This is a genomic window from Polynucleobacter sp. es-EL-1 (genome assembly GCF_018687975.1).
GTDB lineage: Bacteria > Pseudomonadota > Gammaproteobacteria > Burkholderiales > Burkholderiaceae > Polynucleobacter.
In genome coordinates this window covers 1,607,616-1,624,835 of sequence record NZ_CP061310.1, presented here as the reverse complement: position 1 = coordinate 1,624,835, position 17,220 = coordinate 1,607,616, and the positions used below count along the sequence as shown (strand labels likewise).

At 47.4% G+C, this 17,220-nt stretch carries 15 protein-coding genes; 3 read left to right on the top strand and 12 right to left on the bottom strand.

Features of this window, described 5'->3' with window-relative positions; translation table 11 throughout:
* Position 1: 1 nt before the first annotated feature.
* The 4 genes from secD to queA all read right to left on the bottom strand — a co-directional run bounded on the left by secD (position 2) and on the right by queA (position 4,548).
* Complete coding sequence (gene secD / locus FD974_RS08290) at positions 2 to 1,861, bottom strand: protein translocase subunit SecD (RefSeq protein WP_215364196.1); 1,860 nt, start codon at positions 1,859 to 1,861, stop codon at positions 2 to 4.
* Between the two features lie 25 nt (positions 1,862 to 1,886).
* Entirely contained in the window at positions 1,887 to 2,213 is a 327-nt protein-coding gene (gene yajC / locus FD974_RS08285) for a preprotein translocase subunit YajC (protein WP_215364194.1), read from the bottom strand.
* Positions 2,214 to 2,347: 134 nt separating this feature from the next.
* Positions 2,348 to 3,505, bottom strand: a complete 1,158-nt coding sequence (tgt, locus tag FD974_RS08280) for a tRNA guanosine(34) transglycosylase Tgt (RefSeq protein WP_215364192.1) — start codon at positions 3,503 to 3,505, stop codon at positions 2,348 to 2,350.
* Positions 3,502 to 4,548 carry a tRNA preQ1(34) S-adenosylmethionine ribosyltransferase-isomerase QueA gene (gene queA / locus FD974_RS08275; RefSeq protein ID WP_215364190.1) on the bottom strand — a complete coding sequence of 349 codons (1,047 nt, stop codon included), beginning with the start codon at positions 4,546 to 4,548 and terminating at the stop codon, positions 3,502 to 3,504. Before queA ends, tgt begins: the two co-directional genes overlap by 4 nt.
* Positions 4,549 to 4,578: 30 nt before the next feature.
* Here queA and recG point away from each other — a divergent pair, with 30 nt between their 5' ends.
* Positions 4,579 to 6,657, top strand: coding sequence for an ATP-dependent DNA helicase RecG (gene recG, locus FD974_RS08270; protein ID WP_215364188.1), 2,079 nt, complete (start codon positions 4,579 to 4,581; stop codon positions 6,655 to 6,657).
* A 36-nt stretch (positions 6,658 to 6,693) separates the two neighbouring features.
* Entirely contained in the window at positions 6,694 to 7,551 is an 858-nt protein-coding gene (gene ubiA / locus FD974_RS08265) for a 4-hydroxybenzoate octaprenyltransferase (protein WP_215364186.1), read from the top strand.
* 8 nt (positions 7,552 to 7,559) lie between these two features.
* Here the strand turns inward: ubiA and proC are convergent, their stop codons facing one another.
* Genes proC through FD974_RS08240 form a run of 5 tightly spaced genes read right to left on the bottom strand, consistent with a single transcriptional unit; the run spans position 7,560 to position 13,084 of the window.
* Complete coding sequence (gene proC / locus FD974_RS08260; RefSeq protein ID WP_215364185.1) at positions 7,560 to 8,417, bottom strand: pyrroline-5-carboxylate reductase; 858 nt, start codon at positions 8,415 to 8,417, stop codon at positions 7,560 to 7,562.
* A complete protein-coding gene (locus FD974_RS08255) occupies positions 8,414 to 9,139 on the bottom strand; it encodes a YggS family pyridoxal phosphate-dependent enzyme (RefSeq protein ID WP_215364184.1) in 726 nt (241 codons plus the stop codon). The genes proC and FD974_RS08255 overlap by 4 nt, the downstream gene beginning before the upstream one ends.
* Positions 9,136 to 10,416, bottom strand: coding sequence for a glycolate oxidase subunit GlcF (glcF, locus tag FD974_RS08250; protein ID WP_215364183.1), 1,281 nt, complete (start codon positions 10,414 to 10,416; stop codon positions 9,136 to 9,138). The genes FD974_RS08255 and glcF overlap by 4 nt, the downstream gene beginning before the upstream one ends.
* Before the next feature lie 8 nt (positions 10,417 to 10,424).
* Complete coding sequence (gene glcE / locus FD974_RS08245) at positions 10,425 to 11,579, bottom strand: glycolate oxidase subunit GlcE (RefSeq protein ID WP_215364182.1); 1,155 nt, start codon at positions 11,577 to 11,579, stop codon at positions 10,425 to 10,427.
* Positions 11,579 to 13,084 (bottom strand): FAD-linked oxidase C-terminal domain-containing protein, encoded by a 1,506-nt coding sequence (locus FD974_RS08240; RefSeq protein ID WP_215366813.1) that lies wholly within the window; start codon positions 13,082 to 13,084, stop codon positions 11,579 to 11,581. The genes glcE and FD974_RS08240 overlap by 1 nt, the downstream gene beginning before the upstream one ends.
* A 26-nt stretch (positions 13,085 to 13,110) precedes the next feature.
* Between FD974_RS08240 and FD974_RS08235 the strand changes: the two genes are divergently transcribed.
* Entirely contained in the window at positions 13,111 to 13,680 is a 570-nt protein-coding gene (locus tag FD974_RS08235) for a cob(I)yrinic acid a,c-diamide adenosyltransferase (RefSeq protein ID WP_215364181.1), read from the top strand.
* Between the two features lie 45 nt (positions 13,681 to 13,725).
* Here the strand turns inward: FD974_RS08235 and FD974_RS08230 are convergent, their stop codons facing one another.
* From FD974_RS08230 to FD974_RS08220, 3 genes are read right to left on the bottom strand one after another with little or no spacing between them, the layout of a single operon-like run.
* The gene (locus FD974_RS08230; protein ID WP_215364180.1) at positions 13,726 to 14,850 is read right to left on the bottom strand and encodes a 3-deoxy-7-phosphoheptulonate synthase; all 1,125 of its coding nucleotides are present in this window, start codon (positions 14,848 to 14,850) and stop codon (positions 13,726 to 13,728) included.
* A 19-nt stretch (positions 14,851 to 14,869) separates the two neighbouring features.
* Entirely contained in the window at positions 14,870 to 16,360 is a 1,491-nt protein-coding gene (tldD, locus tag FD974_RS08225; protein ID WP_251374575.1) for a metalloprotease TldD, read from the bottom strand.
* A 24-nt stretch (positions 16,361 to 16,384) separates the two neighbouring features.
* On the bottom strand, positions 16,385 to 17,218 hold the full coding sequence (locus FD974_RS08220; protein WP_215364179.1) for a carbon-nitrogen hydrolase family protein: 834 nt from the start codon (positions 17,216 to 17,218) through the stop codon (positions 16,385 to 16,387).
* Positions 17,219 to 17,220 lie beyond the last annotated feature (2 nt).

The window sequence follows — 17,220 nt, the reverse complement described above, 5'->3', positions numbered from 1 at the left end:
CTTATTTCTCCTTGGGGCGCCAAACTTGGCCGATAGCGAGTTTCTGAACCTTCTTATGTCTGCCATACCAAAGGTTGACCAGGCCGCGTGAGAAGAAGACAGCTGAGAACATTGAAGTGAGGATGCCAAGGCAATGGACCACTGCAAAGCCCTTGATGGGGCCAGAGCCGAAAGCAAGCAAAGCAAGACCAGCAATCAGGGTTGTGACGTTAGAGTCCAAAATAGTGCCCCATGCTTTATCAAAGCCAATGGCGATTGCAGTCTGTGGTGAAGCCCCCGCGCGCAGCTCTTCACGGATACGCTCATTGATTAGAACGTTGGAGTCAATTGCCATACCTAGGGCCAATGCCATTGCCGCAATACCGGGAAGCGTCAATGTTGCTTGCAGCATCGAGAGAATCGAAATCAGTAGCAACAAGTTCACTGCGAGAGCAAGTACCGAGAAAGTTCCAAACAACATGTAATAGGCGATCATGAAAATCGCTATGGCAGCAAAACCAATGATCAGAGATTTGAAACCTTTCTCAATATTTTCTGCACCTAAGCTTGGTCCAATAGTGCGCTCTTCAATGATTTCCATTGGTGCCGCAAGTGAACCTGCTCGCAATAAAAGCGCTAAGTCATTGGCGCTTTCAGTAGTTGGCTGGCCAGTAATTTGAAACTTGGAGCCGAACTCACTTTGAATGGTGGCAATCGTCAGTACTTCACCTTTGCCTTTTTCAAACAAGATCATTCCCATTGGCTTGCCAATATTCTCGCGGGTCACCTCTTGCATCACACGACCACCAGCCGCATCAAGTGAGATGTTGACTGCAGGCCGTTGGTTTTGGTCAAAGCCAGCACTTGCATCGGTAATACGATCACCGCTGAAGATGACCGATTTTTTGAATACCCCTTGGCGATTTTCACCAAAGCGGAATACATCCATACCTGGAGGAGGTGTTTCACCAATCGCAATGGTTGAAACAATCGGATCAGCTAGTCGAGACTCCAATGTGGCAGTGCGACCAATAATATCTTTAGCGCGCGCAGTATCTTGTACGCCAGGTAATTGCACTACGATGCGCTCCGCACCTTGCTGCTGAATAACGGGCTCTTTCACAGCTAACTCATTAACGCGCTTATTCAGGGTAATGATGTTTTGCTTTACAGCGCTGTCTTGAATTTCTTTTAAAGCTGTAGGCTTAAATTCACCGACTAACTTTGGTGTAAGACCGGTAGGCAAAATCTGCCAATTGAGTTCTGGCTGGCTAGTTTGCAATACTGAGCGTGCTTTTTCAGCCTCTTCCATGCCGCCAAAAGAGATGGTGATAGTTTCTTGGCCACGCTCAATACCTTGATGGCGTATTGACTTCTCGCGCAGTTGACTGCGAATATCCGTCGCTAAGGAAGTGACTTTCTTTTGAACTGCACCTTTCATATCGACTTGTAGCAAGAAGTACACGCCACCACGCAAGTCAAGGCCCAATGGCATTGGCAATGCATTCATAGCATTTAGCCAGCTGGGAGTATTTGAAAGTAGATTTAATGCAACGGTGAAATTAGGATCGTTTTGATCAATATTTAATTTTTGTTGCAATAGATCGCGAGCACGCAATTGAATATCGGTGTTGTTAAAACGAATCTTGATGGAGCCAACATTACCAACAGACTCAAAGAAGATGCCGGTATTTTCAATGCTGGCATCCGTCAGAATTTTTTCAACACGAGATTGGGTTGCCAAATCCACTTTGATAGTGGGTTTGGCAGATGAAACCTGAACTGCTGGCGCCTCTCCGTAAATATTGGGTAGTGAATATAGTCCCCCAATTAATAATGCAACCAGGATGACTATGTATTTCCAGAGAGGGTAACGATTCATATTGAGATACTTGTGAGTAAGCCTGTTAAGCGGACTTCAATGTGCCTTTAGGCAATACTGTAGTGATAGCTGCCTTTTGCATTTGGACTTCAGTGCCAGAAGCAATCTCAACAGTTACTACCTGATCTTTTAGGGCAGTTACTTTGCCCATGATGCCGCCAACCGTTACCACTTCATCACCAACGCCTAATGCTTCAAGCATGGCCTTAGTTTCTTTTTGACGCTTCATCTGTGGGCGAATCATGATGAAGTACAGCACTACAAACATCAGTATTAGGGGTAGGAAGCTCATTAAGCCACCAGAGTCTGCGCCCGCAGCAGGAGCCTGGGCAAAAGCGTTACTAATCCACATATAAAACCTCCATTAATCACCAATTGGAAACAGCTTCATTTTTAGGCCAATAAAGCAAAGCCATAAACCCACGATTCTAAACTGTATGGGCTTTGGAGGGCTGATTTAGGGCGCACACTCCCGCTGCAGGGCTATTAATCCTGCCCAGGCTCGACACCTCGTTGGCGATCACGATGAAATTGCTCGCGATAGGCGCTAAAGCGATCCTTGGACAGCGCCTCACGAACCTCCTCCATTAATTGCAGGTAGTAGGAGAGGTTATGGATGGTATTGAGCTGAGACCCCAGAATCTCATTAGCTTTCTGTAGGTGGTTTAAGTAGGATCTAGTGAAGTTTTGGCAGGTGTAGCAGGCGCAGGTAGGATCTAAGGGCCTATCATCGTCTTTATACCCAGAATTGCGCAATTTAAGGTCCCCGAAGCGGGTAAATAGCCAGCCATTACGTGCATTACGGGTTGGCATGACGCAGTCAAACATATCAATTCCGAGGCTCACGCCAAGCATTAGATCCTCTGGTGTTCCAACCCCCATCAAATAATGCGGCATGTGTTCAGGAAGTTTAGGGGCCGTGAAGTTCAAAATACGCTCAAATTCTGGTTTTGGCTCACCAACGGATAAGCCGCCAATGGCAATCCCATCAAAACCTTGCTGACGGACTGCCTCAAGCGAAAACTCTCGAAGATTTTCAAACATCCCGCCTTGAACGATGCCAAAGAGGCCATTACCGGTTTCAAGTTCCCGAAAGCGCTTGAGTGAGCGATCACCCCAACGTAAAGACATTTCGAGAGATGCGCGAGCCGTTTTTTCGCTAGTGGGCTGCCCCTTCACCTCATACGGAGTGCATTCATCAAACTGCATGGCAATGTCACTATTGAGCACTGCCTGAATTTCCATTGATACTTCTGGCGACATAAATAATTTATCGCCATTAATGGGGGAGGCAAAAGTGACGCCTTCCTCTGAAATCTTTCGCAATGCCCCCAAGCTAAATACCTGAAATCCACCAGAGTCAGTCAGGATAGGCTTATCCCATCCCATAAAGCGATGCAGTCCACCATGCTTTTTAATGACATCTAGACCAGGTCGTAACCAGAGATGAAAAGTATTGCCCAAAATAATTTGGGCTTTCGCCTCGTTTAGATCTCGGGGTGTCATGGCCTTTACGGTGCCATAGGTGCCTACGGGCATAAAGATCGGGGTTTGCACACTGCCATGTGGAAGATCTAGTTGCCCTAAGCGAGCTGGACTCTGGGAGTCGCGAGCCAAAATATTGAAGTGAACAGGTTTAGTCATGGGTTTGAAAGGTGGGGGCGGCTGAGGAACATCGCATCGCCGTAGCTAAAAAAGCGATATTCATTTTGGATGGCATGTTGATAAGCATTGCGGATGTTGTCGACCCCCGCAAAAGCACTTACTAGCATGAGCAGTGTCGATTTAGGTAAATGAAAATTGGTGATCAAGCAATCGACTGCTTTAAAAGAAAAGCCAGGGGTAATAAAGAGATTCGTTTCGCCGCTGCTCTGTTGGGTCAGGGTCTGACTCTCTAGGGCTCGTAGACTGGTTGTGCCCACCGCAATGACTCGATTACCATTGCGATGCGTTTGGGCGATGGCTTCTAAGGTCTGAGTTGGAATTGAATACCACTCATAGTGCATGCGGTGTTTACTCAGATCTTCTTCACGGACTGGTGTAAAAGTGCCCGCTCCAACATGAAGCGTAACCGTCGCATGACGAACGCCATTTTGAGAGAGTCTTTCCAGAATATCTTCATCAAAATGTAAGCCAGCAGTAGGCGCTGCTACTGCCCCCGGATTTTTGGCGACAACGGTTTGATAGCGTGTGGCATCCTGTGCATCAGGTTGATGCTCGATATACGGTGGCAATGGCAGCTCTCCAAAACGTTCTAGCAGAGAAAATACGTTTTCCGGAAAGCGAACTTCATAAAACCGGCCGTCATAGCCAATCATTTCTACAGGAAAACTTTCGCCTGCTGGGTTTTGGATATGAACAATCGAACCAGTTTTAGGAACCTTCGAGGCTCTGATTTGAACCCAAGCTTGATTTTCAGCGCTGATACGTTCAATCAGGAGTTCTACATTACCCCCAGTCTCTTTTTTGCCATGCAGGCGCGCAGGTATGACTTTGGTGTCGTTAAAGACCAGTAAATCCCCTGGATTAATAAGGGTAAGAATGTCACGAAACTGACGGTCTATTAACTGGGCGGACTTATCCCCGTCAACTCTAAGCTCTAAGAGTCGGCTATCTGTCCTATTTGCCAGGGGGTGCTGGGCAATTAGTTGTGAGGGGAGGTCGTAATTGAAGTCAGAGAGTTGCATAGCATTACCATCAGGTATTGGATTTTAACGATGACTACTAAGCGACCGCCAACTGCACTAGAAAAAATGGGATTAAAGACCCCTATGGCCCTTGCTTTGCACCTGCCATCGCGCTACGAGGATGAAACTGAGCTTTTCACTGTAGAGGAGGCGGTAGGGCTTGGTCGGTCCCATTCGATTCAAACTCAAGGGGTCGTGGTTCGAAATCAGGTCATGTTTCGCCCTAGAAGACAGTTGTTGGTGACTATTGAGGATGACACTGCCTCACTGCAACTCCGTTTTCTGAACTTCTACCCTAGTCAGCAAAAACAAATGGCAGTTGGGACTCATGTACGGGTTCGAGGAGAGGTACGAGAGGGCTATCAGGGGCCGGAAATGGTTCATCCTACCGTGCGCGCCGTCTCCTCAGATGCACCTTTGCCGCAAAGTCTGACCCCAGTTTACCCAGCGAGTGCAGGCATTTCACAGACGGTGATTCGTAAGGCGGTTATTCAGGCCTTACGCGATCCGAGCTTGACTGACAGTTTGGCAGAATTCTTACCAGCTGTATTGATGAAGCAAATTTTGCCGAGTCATGATTGGCCGCCCTTGCAAGAAGCCATTACCTATCTTCATCAACCACCCGCTGATGCCAATACTCAAGCGCTGTTAGAGCGCACACATCCTGCATGGCGACGAGTGCAATTTGAAGAATTATTAGCACAGCAAATTTCTTTGAAACGAGCCCATGCAATCCGCCGCGAAAGACGAGCGCCCACTTTTGCAAAATTAAAGGATTCACAGAGTGGTCGTGCCTGTATTGAAGATGGTTTGCTCAAAGCTTTGCCATTTCAGTTAACGGGTGCGCAAGCACGAGTTTGGTCAGACATTGGCTCAGATCTATCCAACGCCTTTCCCATGAATCGCTTGCTACAGGGGGATGTGGGCAGCGGTAAGACAGTGATAGCTGCATTAGCAGCTGCGCGTGCGATAGATCATGGCTATCAGGCCGCCATCATGGCCCCCACAGAAATTCTTGCTGAGCAACACTATCTCAAAATGCAAGAATGGTTTGAGCCTTTGGGCGTGAAGATTGTTTGGCTTTCTGGGAGCTTGAAGGCAAAGGACAAGAGGCTTGCACAAGAAATGATTGAGAGTGGCGATGCGCAACTCATTATTGGGACGCATGCACTGATTCAAGACAAAGTGAGCTTTTCAAAGCTGGGTTTAGCAGTGATCGATGAACAGCACCGCTTTGGTGTACGTCAGCGTTTAGAGATTGGGCAGCGCGTCGGCTCAGAATTATTTTATTGCCATCAATTGATGATGTCGGCTACCCCCATTCCGCGCACACTAGCGATGACTTACTATGCCGATTTAGATGTTTCAGTGATTGATGAACTGCCGCCAGGTCGCAAGCCGATAGCAACTAAAGTAGTTAAGGCCGCGCGACGCGACGAGGTGATTGGCGGTCTTCAGTCTTGGCTATCAAAAGGATTGCAAGCCTATTGGGTTTGCCCTTTAATCGAAGAGTCAGAGGCCTTGCAACTTCAAACTGCGGTTGAGAGTTTTGAGCAGCTCACTCAGGCTTTGCCCAACTTTAAGGTTGGGCTTGTTCACGGGCGTTTAAAAAGCGAGGAGAAGGCTGCGGTGATGGCAGCCTTCAAGGCAAATGAAATTCAATTATTAGTAGCAACTACCGTGATTGAGGTGGGGGTAGATGTACCCAATGCCGCCTTAATGGTGATTGAGCACGCAGAGCGTTTTGGATATGCGCAGATTCACCAATTGAGGGGGCGCGTTGGTCGAGGTTCGGCAGATTCGGTCTGCATCTTGATGTATGCTGAACCTTTATCTTTGGCGGCAAAAGAGCGTTTGCAAACTTTGCGCGAGACCTCTGATGGATTTGTGATTGCAGAGCGAGATCTATCTTTGCGAGGTCCCGGTGAATTATTGGGAGCAAAGCAATCAGGCGATGCCATGTTGCGTTTTGTGGACTTACAGCGAGATGCTTGGTTGATTGAGTTGGCGCAACAAGCAGCCGAAAGACTGCTGGCAGAACATGGCGATATAGTGGAGAGACATTTAGAGCGCTGGCTAGGCTCTCGCACTGAGTTTCTAAAAGCTTGATAATCAGTTCATGATTACGAACAAATCACTTTTCATATGTATGCCCGTTTAATTGCTTATGCCCAGTTAATTCGTTTCGATAAGCCGATCGGAACTTTGCTGTTGTTGTGGCCTACTTTATGGGCCCTTTGGCTAGCAAGCAGTGGTTTTCCAGAATGGCATCTACTACTGATTTTTTCGCTGGGCACTTTTTTGATGCGTAGTGCAGGTTGCGCTGTGAATGACTTTGCTGATCGTGACTTTGATCGATATGTCTTGCGCACTAAAGATCGCCCCATTACGAGCGGCAAAATTTCCGGCAGGGAAGCGCTTGCAGTAGCTGCCTGTTTGGCGCTACTTGCCTTTTTGCTGATTCAACCTTTAAACACCTTGACTAAAGAGCTGTCAGTATTTGCTTTGCTAGTGGCGATTGTTTATCCATTTACCAAACGTTTCTTTGCTATTCCACAAGCTGTGCTGGGAATTGCTTTTGGTTTTGGCATTCCCATGGCTTATGCAGCAGTTTTGGGTTTTATTCCCCTAGAAGCTTGGATCTTGTTTATTGGCAACATCTTCTGGGCGATTGCATATGACACTGCTTATGCCATGGTGGATCGAGATGATGATCTACGTTTAGGCTTGCGTACCTCTGCCATTACATTTGGACGCTTTGATGTAATTGCTATCGCAATAAGTTATGGCGTATTGTTTGTTACACAGATCGCCGTTGCCAATCTCTCAAACCTGGGTGATTGGCATTGGCTGGGCTGGGTATTGGCATTAGCTTGCGCTCTGTACCACCTCAAACTTGTTTCCACCAGAAAGCGGGAAGACTGTTTTAAAGCCTTTCGTCACAATAACTGGTTAGGCGGCTTTCTATTTTTAGGAATCGTACTGGGTTTGGCATTCCAATAAATAGCAGCCTAATTCTTGCCCAGTTCATCACCCATGGTTTTGCCACGCTGGCTTGCAGCATCAATAGCTTTTTCAAGAGTGCCATGCCAATCGAGCTGTTTGAGAACGTCCAGTGCCGCAGCAGTAGTACCGCCTTTTGAAGTAACACGTTCACGCAAGATTCCTGCATGCTCATCAGAATTGTGAGCTAGCTGGGTAGCGCCTTCCAAGGTGGCATAAGCAAGCTTGCGAGCAGTTGCGGAATCTAAGCCTAGCTTTTCTCCACTGGCTTGCATTGCCTCTAAGAATGCAAATACATAAGCTGGTCCACTTCCAGAGACGGCGGTCACGGCATCCATTAATTTTTCTTCTTGCACCCAGACTGTTTGGCCAACAGCATTACAAATAGTTTGGGCTAACGTACGATCAGCATCATTGACAGCAGAGTCTGCAAATAAGCCGGTAATGCCTTTGCCGATTAAAGCTGGGGTGTTGGGCATAGCACGAACACAACGCTCATGATCGAGCCAACGACTCATATCCTTAAGGCGTATGCCAGCAGCAATACTCAAAATCAATGGCCCTGGTGCGCTGGCGTGTTTTAGTTTGTTGCTTAAATTTTTTGCGACAGCATTGAAGTCTTGTGGTTTTATAGCCATCACCACAACATTATTCTTGGAAAAATCAAATGCAATTTGCTCTAAAGCACCGATGATTTGCACGCCAAAATCTTCATGTAATTTAAGGCCTGTAGCAGCACTTGCTTCAACTACTGAGAGTTGATTTGCTTCAAAGCCATTGGCTAATAATCCGCTAATTAAGGCGCGACCCATATTGCCACCCCCGATAAAGGTGATGTGGGCATTTTTATTGATTGCTGTATTCATACTTTTATCTTATCGCGCTTTCCGAAAATAGCACTTCCTATTCTGACCATGGTGCTACCCTCGGCGATTGCGGCCTCCATATCATCAGACATTCCCATGGAAAGGGTGTCAAAAAAATCATAATGATGATCATGAGAGTGCTTTGTCTTGATGCTGATAAAGCAATTACGAATCGCCTCAAATGCTTGATGCTGCTCTTGAACATTTGTAGTTGGAGCAGGGATAGCCATTAGTCCCCTGAGCACAATATTGGGTAGCTTGGAGACAGCATCACATAAGGTGTCTACTTCTTCAAGAGAAATGCCACTTTTACTTTCTTCTTGACTGACATTAATTTGGACGCACACTTGAAGGGCTTCAAGTTCTGCAAATTCAGCCCGTTGACTAGAAAGCCGTTCGGCAATTTTGAGGCGATCTATGCTGTGAACCCAGTCGAAATGGGCGGCCACCTCTCTGGTTTTATTGCTTTGCAAAGGCCCTATGAAATGCCATTCAAGCCAGGGACGTAATTTAGCAAGTTGCTCAATCTTCTCAACACCCTCTTGAACGTAGTTTTCACCAAAAGCAGTTTGCCCAGCATGCATTGCCTCTTCAATATCTCTAGCAGGGAAAGTTTTGCTAACGGCAAGCAAGCGAATATCTTCTGGCTCACGCTTAGCTGCAAGGGCAGCGAGTTCTAGTCGCTGCTTTACCAACATCAGGTTGGTGGTAATTTGGGTCATTGTTTAGTGTTGTGTTGCTCAGCAATCAGTTGATCCACAATTTCAATCCAATGCATGACGGGGGTGTCATCCTGCTGAAGATGGGTAATACAACCAATATTTCCAGACACAATGACTTTTGCGCCAGATTCTTCACAAGCAGCATTGAGGTGGCTCAGTTTATTTTTCCGTAGTTGTTCGGAGAGTTCTGGTTGGGTGACCGAATAGGTTCCTGCAGAGCCACAGCATAAATGACTATCTGCGCAGAGACGCACTCCAATGCCCATAGCTGTTAGAAGACCTTCTACCTTGCCTCTAATCTGTTGGCCATGTTGCAAAGTGCAGGGTGGGTGATAGACTACGCCTGGTTTTGGATCTGAGCCAACTAGCTCAAGTAATTGCTCTTCAAGGCTTGGCAGAATTTCCGAGATATCTTTAGTGAGCTCGGAAATCTTTTTTGCTTTGCTTGCATATATAGGGTCGTTGGCAAAGAGGTGACCATAATCTTTGACCATCACACCACAGCCTGATGCCGTCATCACAATAGCCTCAACGCCTTGCTCAACGAGTGGCCACCAAGCATCCATATTTTGCTTAGCGTTATCGAGCCCACCAGCTTGATCATTCAAGTGGTAGCGCAATGCACCACAGCAAGTGGCATTGGGTGCGCTTATGAGTTGAATTTTGAGTGCATCCAATACACGGGCAGTGGCGGAGTTGATATTTGGAAGCATGCCCGGTTGGACACAGCCCTCTAGGATTAGCATCTTGCGAGCATGTTGAGTGCTAGGCCTTGCATAAGGCTTGGTATCGCTAGATAAGGCTTTATTTTTAACTTCCGGGATCTTGCGCGCAATACCAGCTGGCATGAGTGGTCGAACGAGACGTCCAAGTGCCATTGCCGTATTGAATAGTTTTGGACTAGTGAGTCCTTCTGTAAGAGCCCAGCGGGTCAGGCGCTGACCAAGAGGGCGTTCGGGCGTATTTTCTTCTGCCCATTTACGACCAATATCAACCAGGTTGCCGTATTGCACTCCACTAGGGCAGGTGCTTTCACAATTACGGCAAGTGAGGCAGCGGTCTAAATGTAAGCGCGTTTTCTCGGTAGGAGCTTGGCCTTCGGCCATTTGCTTGATGAGATAGATGCGTCCACGGGGGCCATCCAGTTCATCACCAAGGAGCTGATATGTAGGGCAGGTGGCTGTGCAAAAACCACAGTGAACACATTTGCCAAGAATTTTGGCGGCTTCAATACCTTCAGCGGTATTGGCGTATTGGGGGGCGAGTTGAGTTTGCATGTATAGATTTACGGTAGACGTTTAGTGGCAAATACGCCTGCCGGATCAAAGGAGGCTCTTAGACGCGCCTGAACTGCTTCAAGTGCAGCAGAGTGAGCTTGCTCACCAAGTAAAGTAAAGCGTTGATTACTTTGGTCTACTGTTAAGCCTTGCTTAAAGCGAGTAGCGTGTCCGCCATGGGTGTGGGCAATTTGCTTGAGGATCGTAAAGCTTGCTTCATCACCAGATGCCTTAATCCATCTCTGTTGACCATGCCATTCCAGCACAATCTCACCAACCGTATTTTTAATTATGAGTGGTCCACAAGCGGCTGGGAGAGCCAAGCGGTAGAGTGTGTCAGTACTTTGTAGATTGTTGAAAACGGCTAGGCGCTGTTCACGTAAATCATTCCAAAAGTTTTGTGCAGTGACGGCGTCTAATTCTGTGGCATCAATAGCAGCATTCATGAGGGGGATGGCTGCATTGACAGCTGCAATCGCGCCAGCAAGTCGCAGGGTGAGCTCACCATCTTGACCTGGTTTTCCAATCCAGCAACTGGCTGACAATGGAAGGGGTTGACCAGCCCATTCATTTAAAACACGCAGAGCTTTTTCTTGCGAAATTTGGCAACGAAGAGTTGCGCTTGCGGCAGGTCGTGGCAAGACTTTAACGGAAGCCTCTAGCAAGAGCGATAAGGTTCCTAGTGAACCAGGCAATAAGCGAGAGACATCATATCCAGCGACGTTCTTCATGACCTTGCCGCCAAAGGACAAGTCTTGACCTTTGCCATCCATGATGCGAGTGCCTAAAACATAGTCGCGTAAATTTCCGGCGCTAATACGTCCAGGCCCTGCCAAACCAGCTGCAATGACACCACCAAAAGTAGCATGCTCACCAAAGTGGGGTGGCTCAAACGCAAGAACTTGATTTTTTTCTGCAAGCGCTGCTTCAATTTCTTTGAGAGGGGTGCCGGCACAAGCAGTAATCACTAACTCTTCAGGCTGGTATTCCAAGATGCCAGAGTAAGTGCAGGTATTGAGCTTGGTAAATGCATTCGGATTGCCGTACCACGCTTTAGTGCCGCCACCCTCAATCGATAGTGGGGTTTGGGTTTTAGCTGCCGTAAGAATCGCTTCTCGAAACAGATCAATCTGCAAATTGGAGTGTGTAGTATTGCTACTCATTAAAAACGCTCCAATTCTGGGTGAGGTAACTTGCCACCACTAATGCGCATACGACCATATTCTGCACAACGATTGAGTGTTGGAATAGCCTTGTCAGGGTTCAGTAGTTTTTCAGGATCAAAAGCACTCTTAACCCCCCAGAATGATTCACGCTCCCCTTCGCCAAATTGCACACACATAGAATTAATTTTTTCGATACCAACCCCGTGCTCACCCGTAATAGTGCCGTCTAGCTCAACACAAGCTTCCAAAATTTCCGTACCAAAATCTTCTGCACGATGCCACTCATCTTGGTCTGCACCGTTAAATAAAATTAAGGGATGCATATTGCCATCACCCGCATGAAACACATTCAAGCAGGTGAGTCCATATTTCTGTTCCATCCCTTGGATACGCTTGAGTAAGGTGGCTATGTTTCTTCGGGGGATCGTGCCGTCCATGCAGTAATAATCAGGCGCTAAGCGTCCTGCTGCTGGGAAGGCATTTTTGCGACCACTCCAAAACTTCAGGCGCTCAGACTCATTTTGAGAAATCTGAATACCGCTGGCTCCCGCAAGCTCCAATACCTTGGTCATGCGCTCAATCTCTTCAGCCACTTCTTCAGGAGTGCCATCTGATTCACAGAGCAAGATTGCCTCAGCATTAAGGTCATAGCCTGCATGAACAAACTCTTCAACTGCACGAGTGGTTGCCTTATCCATCATCTCAAGACCGGCGGGAATAATCCCCGCAGCGATAATGGCGGCAACGGCATTGCCACCTTTTTCAATATCGTCAAAGCTGGCCATAATCACTCGTGCCAGTTTTGGCTTGGCGACTAATTTCACAGTCACTTCGGTAATGACAGCCAGCATGCCTTCGCTGCCCATCACGATGGCGAGTAAATCTAAGCCAGGGGAGTCTGGCGCTAAGCTGCCAAACTCCACAATCTCACCATTCATCAAAATACCGCGCACCCGTAAAACGTTATGAAGGGTCAGGCCATATTTAAGACAATGCACACCACCAGAGTTTTCATTCACGTTGCCACCAATGGAGCAGGCAATTTGTGAAGAGGGGTCTGGTGCGTAATACAAACCCAAATGGGCAACAGCTTCAGAGATGGCTAAATTACGAACACCTGGTTGAACTACTGCCGTACGGGTAAATGGATCAATACTCACAATCTTTTTGAGCTTAGCTAGAGAGAGGACTAAGCCTTGAGAAATGGGCATAGCGCCGCCCGATAAACCTGTACCAGATCCTCTGGGGACAACCGGGATTTGCATGGCAAAGCAAACCTTCAGGATTTGGGCAGCTTGGTCTTCAGTTTCTGGCAAAGCCACCGCTAATGGCATGCGTCGATAGGCTGCGAGACCATCACATTCGTAGGGAATCGTATCTTCTGGCTCCCAAAGCAGGGCGTGCTCCGGAAGAATGGGGCGCAGGGCCGAGACCAATTTGGATTGGAGGGCGGCTATTGCCGCAATATCTGGGGGTGGGGTCACCATATTCATAAGAATCATTTTAGCCATTTACCTATAATTAGTTCATGGGAAATCGACTTTCAAAAATAGCCACCAGAACTGGCGATGCAGGTATGACCGGACTTGGCGATGGCAGTCGCGTAGAAAAGGATCATTTGCGCATCTGCGCCATGGGCGATGTGGACGAATTGAACTCTGAAATCGGGGTTTTGATGACTGAATCGATGCCGCAGGCTATTGCTGAGGAGTTACAAACCCTTTTTTTGCAAGTGCAGCATGATTTATTTGATCTGGGTGGGGAGTTGTGTATTCCGAACTACACCTTGCTTAAGCCTGAGCATGTGGCCCAGCTTGATCTTTGGCTGGAGAAGTACAACGCTACTTTGCCGCCATTGACCGAATTCATCCTTCCTGGCGGTACTCGGGCCGCAGCACAGGCACATGTGTGTCGCACTGTGTGCCGACGCGCTGAACGTTCAATCGTTCGCTTAGGCTGGGATGAGCCATTGTATGACGCACCTCGTCAGTATGTGAATCGTTTATCCGATTTACTTTTCGTGATTGCACGTGTACTGAATCGTGCTGCTGGTGGCCAAGATGTATTGTGGAAGCACGAAAAAAAAGAGACTAAATAATTTAGTCTCTTTCGTAACAATAAAACTGCAGTAGTTTCGCTGTAGTTATTTCTTGGATTTTCTACGGTTCTTAACGGCCAGTGCTAGACGTTGCAATACATTGACTGAGTCTTCCCAGTTGATGCAAGCATCAGTAATACTTTTTCCGTATTCTAATTTTGTTGGATCATCTTTTCCTGGTGAGAATTTTTGCGCACCATCATTGAGGTGGCTTTCGATCATCACACCAAAAATTTGACGTGAGCCAGATTCAATTTGCTCAGCAACATTTTCAGCAACCACAATTTGACGCTCATGTTTCTTGCTGGAATTAGCATGCGATAGGTCCACCATCAGGCTGGCTGGAAGCTTTGCCGCATCGAGCTCAGAGCATGCTGCTTGTACATATTGGGCTTCATAGTTCGGCTCTTTACCACCACGCAAAATCACATGACAGTCTTTGTTGCCTTTAGTCTCAACAATGGAGACTTGACCATTTTTGTGAACGGATAAGAAATGATGTGGTCGGCTAGCTGCTTGAATTGCATCCGTTGCAATTTTGATATTGCCATCAGTGCCATTTTTAAAACCAATCGGTGCAGACAACCCGGAGGCAAGCTCGCGATGAACTTGACTCTCAGTTGTGCGCGCACCAATAGCACCCCAAGAAATCAGGTCCGCAATGTATTGCGGAGAAATGACATCCAGGAACTCACTACCAGCAGGCATGCCTAGGCGATTAATTTCCATTAAGACTTGACGTGCAATGCGTAAGCCTTCTTCAATGCGATAGCTCTCATCTAAGTAAGGGTCATTAATCAATCCTTTCCAACCAACGGTCGTACGAGGCTTTTCAAAATACACACGCATGACGATTTCAAGTTCGCCTGAGAAGCGCTCACGTTCAGCAAGTAATCGCTGGCAGTATTCAACTGCGGCACGGGGATCATGAATCGAGCATGGTCCAATAATGACCAAAAGACGATCATCTTTGCCATGAATAATGTCGCGAATTTTCTTACGCGTTTTGCTGATTAAGGCCTCTGTTGGGGTTCCAGAAATTGGAAAGAAGCGGATTAAATGTTCTGGGGGTGGCAGAACAGTAATATTGTGAATGCGTTGATCATCTGTATCCGACGTTTTATCAACGGCGGCATACCAGTTAGCGGAATTAGTGTTTTGTTGGCTCATACGGCTATTTTAAGCCGTATTAAGCGGTTCCGCCGACAGTTAGGCTATCAATCCGAAGAGTTGGCTGTCCAACGCCGACCGGAACGCTTTGCCCCTCCTTGCCACAAACCCCAACCCCACCGTCTAATTTGAGGTCATTTCCGATCATAGAAACCTGTTTTAGGGATTCTGGACCGCTGCCGATAATCGTAGCGCCCTTCACGGGGTACTGGATTTTGCCGTTTTCGACCCAGTAAGCCTCTGAGGCTGAAAAGACAAATTTACCGCTAGTTATGTCGACCTGGCCACCCCCAAAGTTGACGGCATAAAGACCCCGCTTAATGCTGGCCACGATTTCTTGTGGATCATCTTTTCCAGCCAGCATGTAGGTGTTAGTCATCCGCGGCATGGGTAATGAAGCAAAGCTCTCGCGACGACCGTTCCCGGTTAAGGGCATATTCATGAGTCGGGCATTCAGACTATCCTGAATATAGCCTTTGAGAATGCCGTCTTCAATCAGGGTAGTGCATTGCGTTGGAGTTCCTTCGTCATCAATATTCAAAGATCCTCGGCGACCAGAAAGGGTGCCGTCATCAACAACAGTGACTCCTTTAGCTGCAACACGCTGACCAATGCAGCCAGCAAATGCAGAGGAGCCTTTGCGGTTAAAGTCGCCCTCCAACCCATGACCTACGGCCTCATGCAATAAAACGCCTGGCCATCCTGGCCCCATCACTACGGTCATAGGCCCAGCTGGTGCCGGGCGCGATTCTAGGTTGATGAGCGCACCATCAACGGCATCATCTACATATTGATTAATGACATCTGTGCTGAAGTAGTGATAATCATGGCGCGCACCACCGCCTGAGGAGCCAGACTCTCTGCGACCATTTTGCTCGGCAATTACATGCACGGATACGCGAACTAGGGGGCGTATATCTGCAGCCAATAGGCCGTCAGCTCTCACTACCAAAACAACATCGAATTCTCCTGCCAAGCTCGCCATGACTTGAATGATGCGCGGATCACGTGCCTTTGCGCGACGCTCAATACTTTCTAGAAGGGCAATTTTTTCCTGTGGAGCCAGGGAATCAAGCGGGTTTAAGTCTGAGTACAGTTGTTTTGATCTTGGGTGAAAAACTTTGCTGGCAATTGCCTGCTTGCCACCACGTGGGCCAATCACTCGAGTTGATTGCGCTGCTTTGTTGAGCGCTTCTGCATTGATTTCATCTGAATAGGCAAATGCTGTTTTGTCGCCATAGATTGCGCGGACACCAACACCTTGGTCAATATTGAAGCTTCCAGACTTCACAATACCTTCTTCAAGACTCCAACTTTCGCTGCGTGTGTGTTGAAAATACAGATCGGCATCATCCAATTGATGAGTAAACATATTGCCAAACGTACGATGCAAATCTTGTTCAGATAATCCAGTTGGCTCAAGCAGGATGGATTTAGCGAGCTTCAGTAGGTCTGCTTGTTTCTTGGACTTAGTCCAATTGCTTGGAAATAATGCTTCTGGTGCTTTCATTGTGATCGAGGTGCACTTTCTGTATTAAAGCTTGCGGTGTTTTAATGCGGGTAGCTTAGAGCGTACCTCTTTTAATTTATCTTTGCTTAAAGTGCCGCTGATGAACCCTTCGCCCTCTGGGAGATTAGCCAAAATCACACCCCAGGGATCAATCAACATGCTATTTCCCCAAGTACGTCGTTGGTTGAGATGCTTGCCGCCTTGCGCAGAAGATAGTACATAGCATTGGTTTTCAATCGCGCGGGCACGCAATAGAACTTCCCAATGGTCTTTGCCGGTTGTATAAGTAAAGGCTGCCGGAATAATGTGGCAGTCGACTTCACCTAGTGCTCTGTAAAGCTCAGGAAAGCGCAGATCGTAACAAATAGTTAAACCAAAATTCCACTCAGTGCCATCAACGGTAATGCGTAATCTACCCAGCTGATTGCCGGCTTCAATCGTTTCTGATTCTGCATAGCGTTCAGTATCCGTCTGAAATCCGAACAAGTGGATTTTGTCGTAGCGTGCAATAGACTGGCCTGCAGGATTGAACGCAAGGCTAGTGTTTAAAACTTGATGAGATTCCTGAGCTACAAGAGGAATGGTGCCAGCAATTAAATAAATCTGGTTTTCTTGCGCAATCCCTGCCAATTTCTCTTGAATTGGTCCAGCCCCTGCTGGCTCTCGGGCGCTAACCTTATCAGTATCTTTTAGCCCCATTAAACAAAAATACTCTGGTAGAACCACAAGCTGAGCGCCTTGCTGAGAAGCCGCCTGCACCAAGCGTGAGGCAGTATCAAGGTTCTCCATCAAACTAGGGGTCGATACCATTTGTATCGAAGCAACCTGCAACTCCGAGGTCCTGTTATTAGTACTCATGA

Coding starts and splice junctions, on each gene's coding strand:
- tgt (WP_215364192.1), bottom strand. CDS start 3,505: ATGACTAAACCTGTTCACTTCAATATTTTGGCTCGCGACTCCCAGAGT.
- FD974_RS08255 (WP_215364184.1), bottom strand. CDS start 9,139: ATGACCCAAATTACCACCAACCTGATGTTGGTAAAGCAGCGACTAGAA.
- queA (WP_215364190.1), bottom strand. CDS start 4,548: ATGCAACTCTCTGACTTCAATTACGACCTCCCCTCACAACTAATTGCC.
- glcF (WP_215364183.1), bottom strand. CDS start 10,416: ATGCAAACTCAACTCGCCCCCCAATACGCCAATACCGCTGAAGGTATT.
- FD974_RS08235 (WP_215364181.1), top strand. CDS start 13,111: ATGGGAAATCGACTTTCAAAAATAGCCACCAGAACTGGCGATGCAGGT.
- ubiA (WP_215364186.1), top strand. CDS start 6,694: ATGTATGCCCGTTTAATTGCTTATGCCCAGTTAATTCGTTTCGATAAG.
- secD (WP_215364196.1), bottom strand. CDS start 1,861: ATGAATCGTTACCCTCTCTGGAAATACATAGTCATCCTGGTTGCATTA.
- glcE (WP_215364182.1), bottom strand. CDS start 11,579: ATGAGTAGCAATACTACACACTCCAATTTGCAGATTGATCTGTTTCGA.
- FD974_RS08220 (WP_215364179.1), bottom strand. CDS start 17,218: ATGAGTACTAATAACAGGACCTCGGAGTTGCAGGTTGCTTCGATACAA.
- FD974_RS08230 (WP_215364180.1), bottom strand. CDS start 14,850: ATGAGCCAACAAAACACTAATTCCGCTAACTGGTATGCCGCCGTTGAT.
- FD974_RS08240 (WP_215366813.1), bottom strand. CDS start 13,084: ATGATTCTTATGAATATGGTGACCCCACCCCCAGATATTGCGGCAATA.
- recG (WP_215364188.1), top strand. CDS start 4,579: ATGACTACTAAGCGACCGCCAACTGCACTAGAAAAAATGGGATTAAAG.
- tldD (WP_251374575.1), bottom strand. CDS start 16,360: ATGAAAGCACCAGAAGCATTATTTCCAAGCAATTGGACTAAGTCCAAG.
- proC (WP_215364185.1), bottom strand. CDS start 8,417: ATGAATACAGCAATCAATAAAAATGCCCACATCACCTTTATCGGGGGT.
- yajC (WP_215364194.1), bottom strand. CDS start 2,213: ATGTGGATTAGTAACGCTTTTGCCCAGGCTCCTGCTGCGGGCGCAGAC.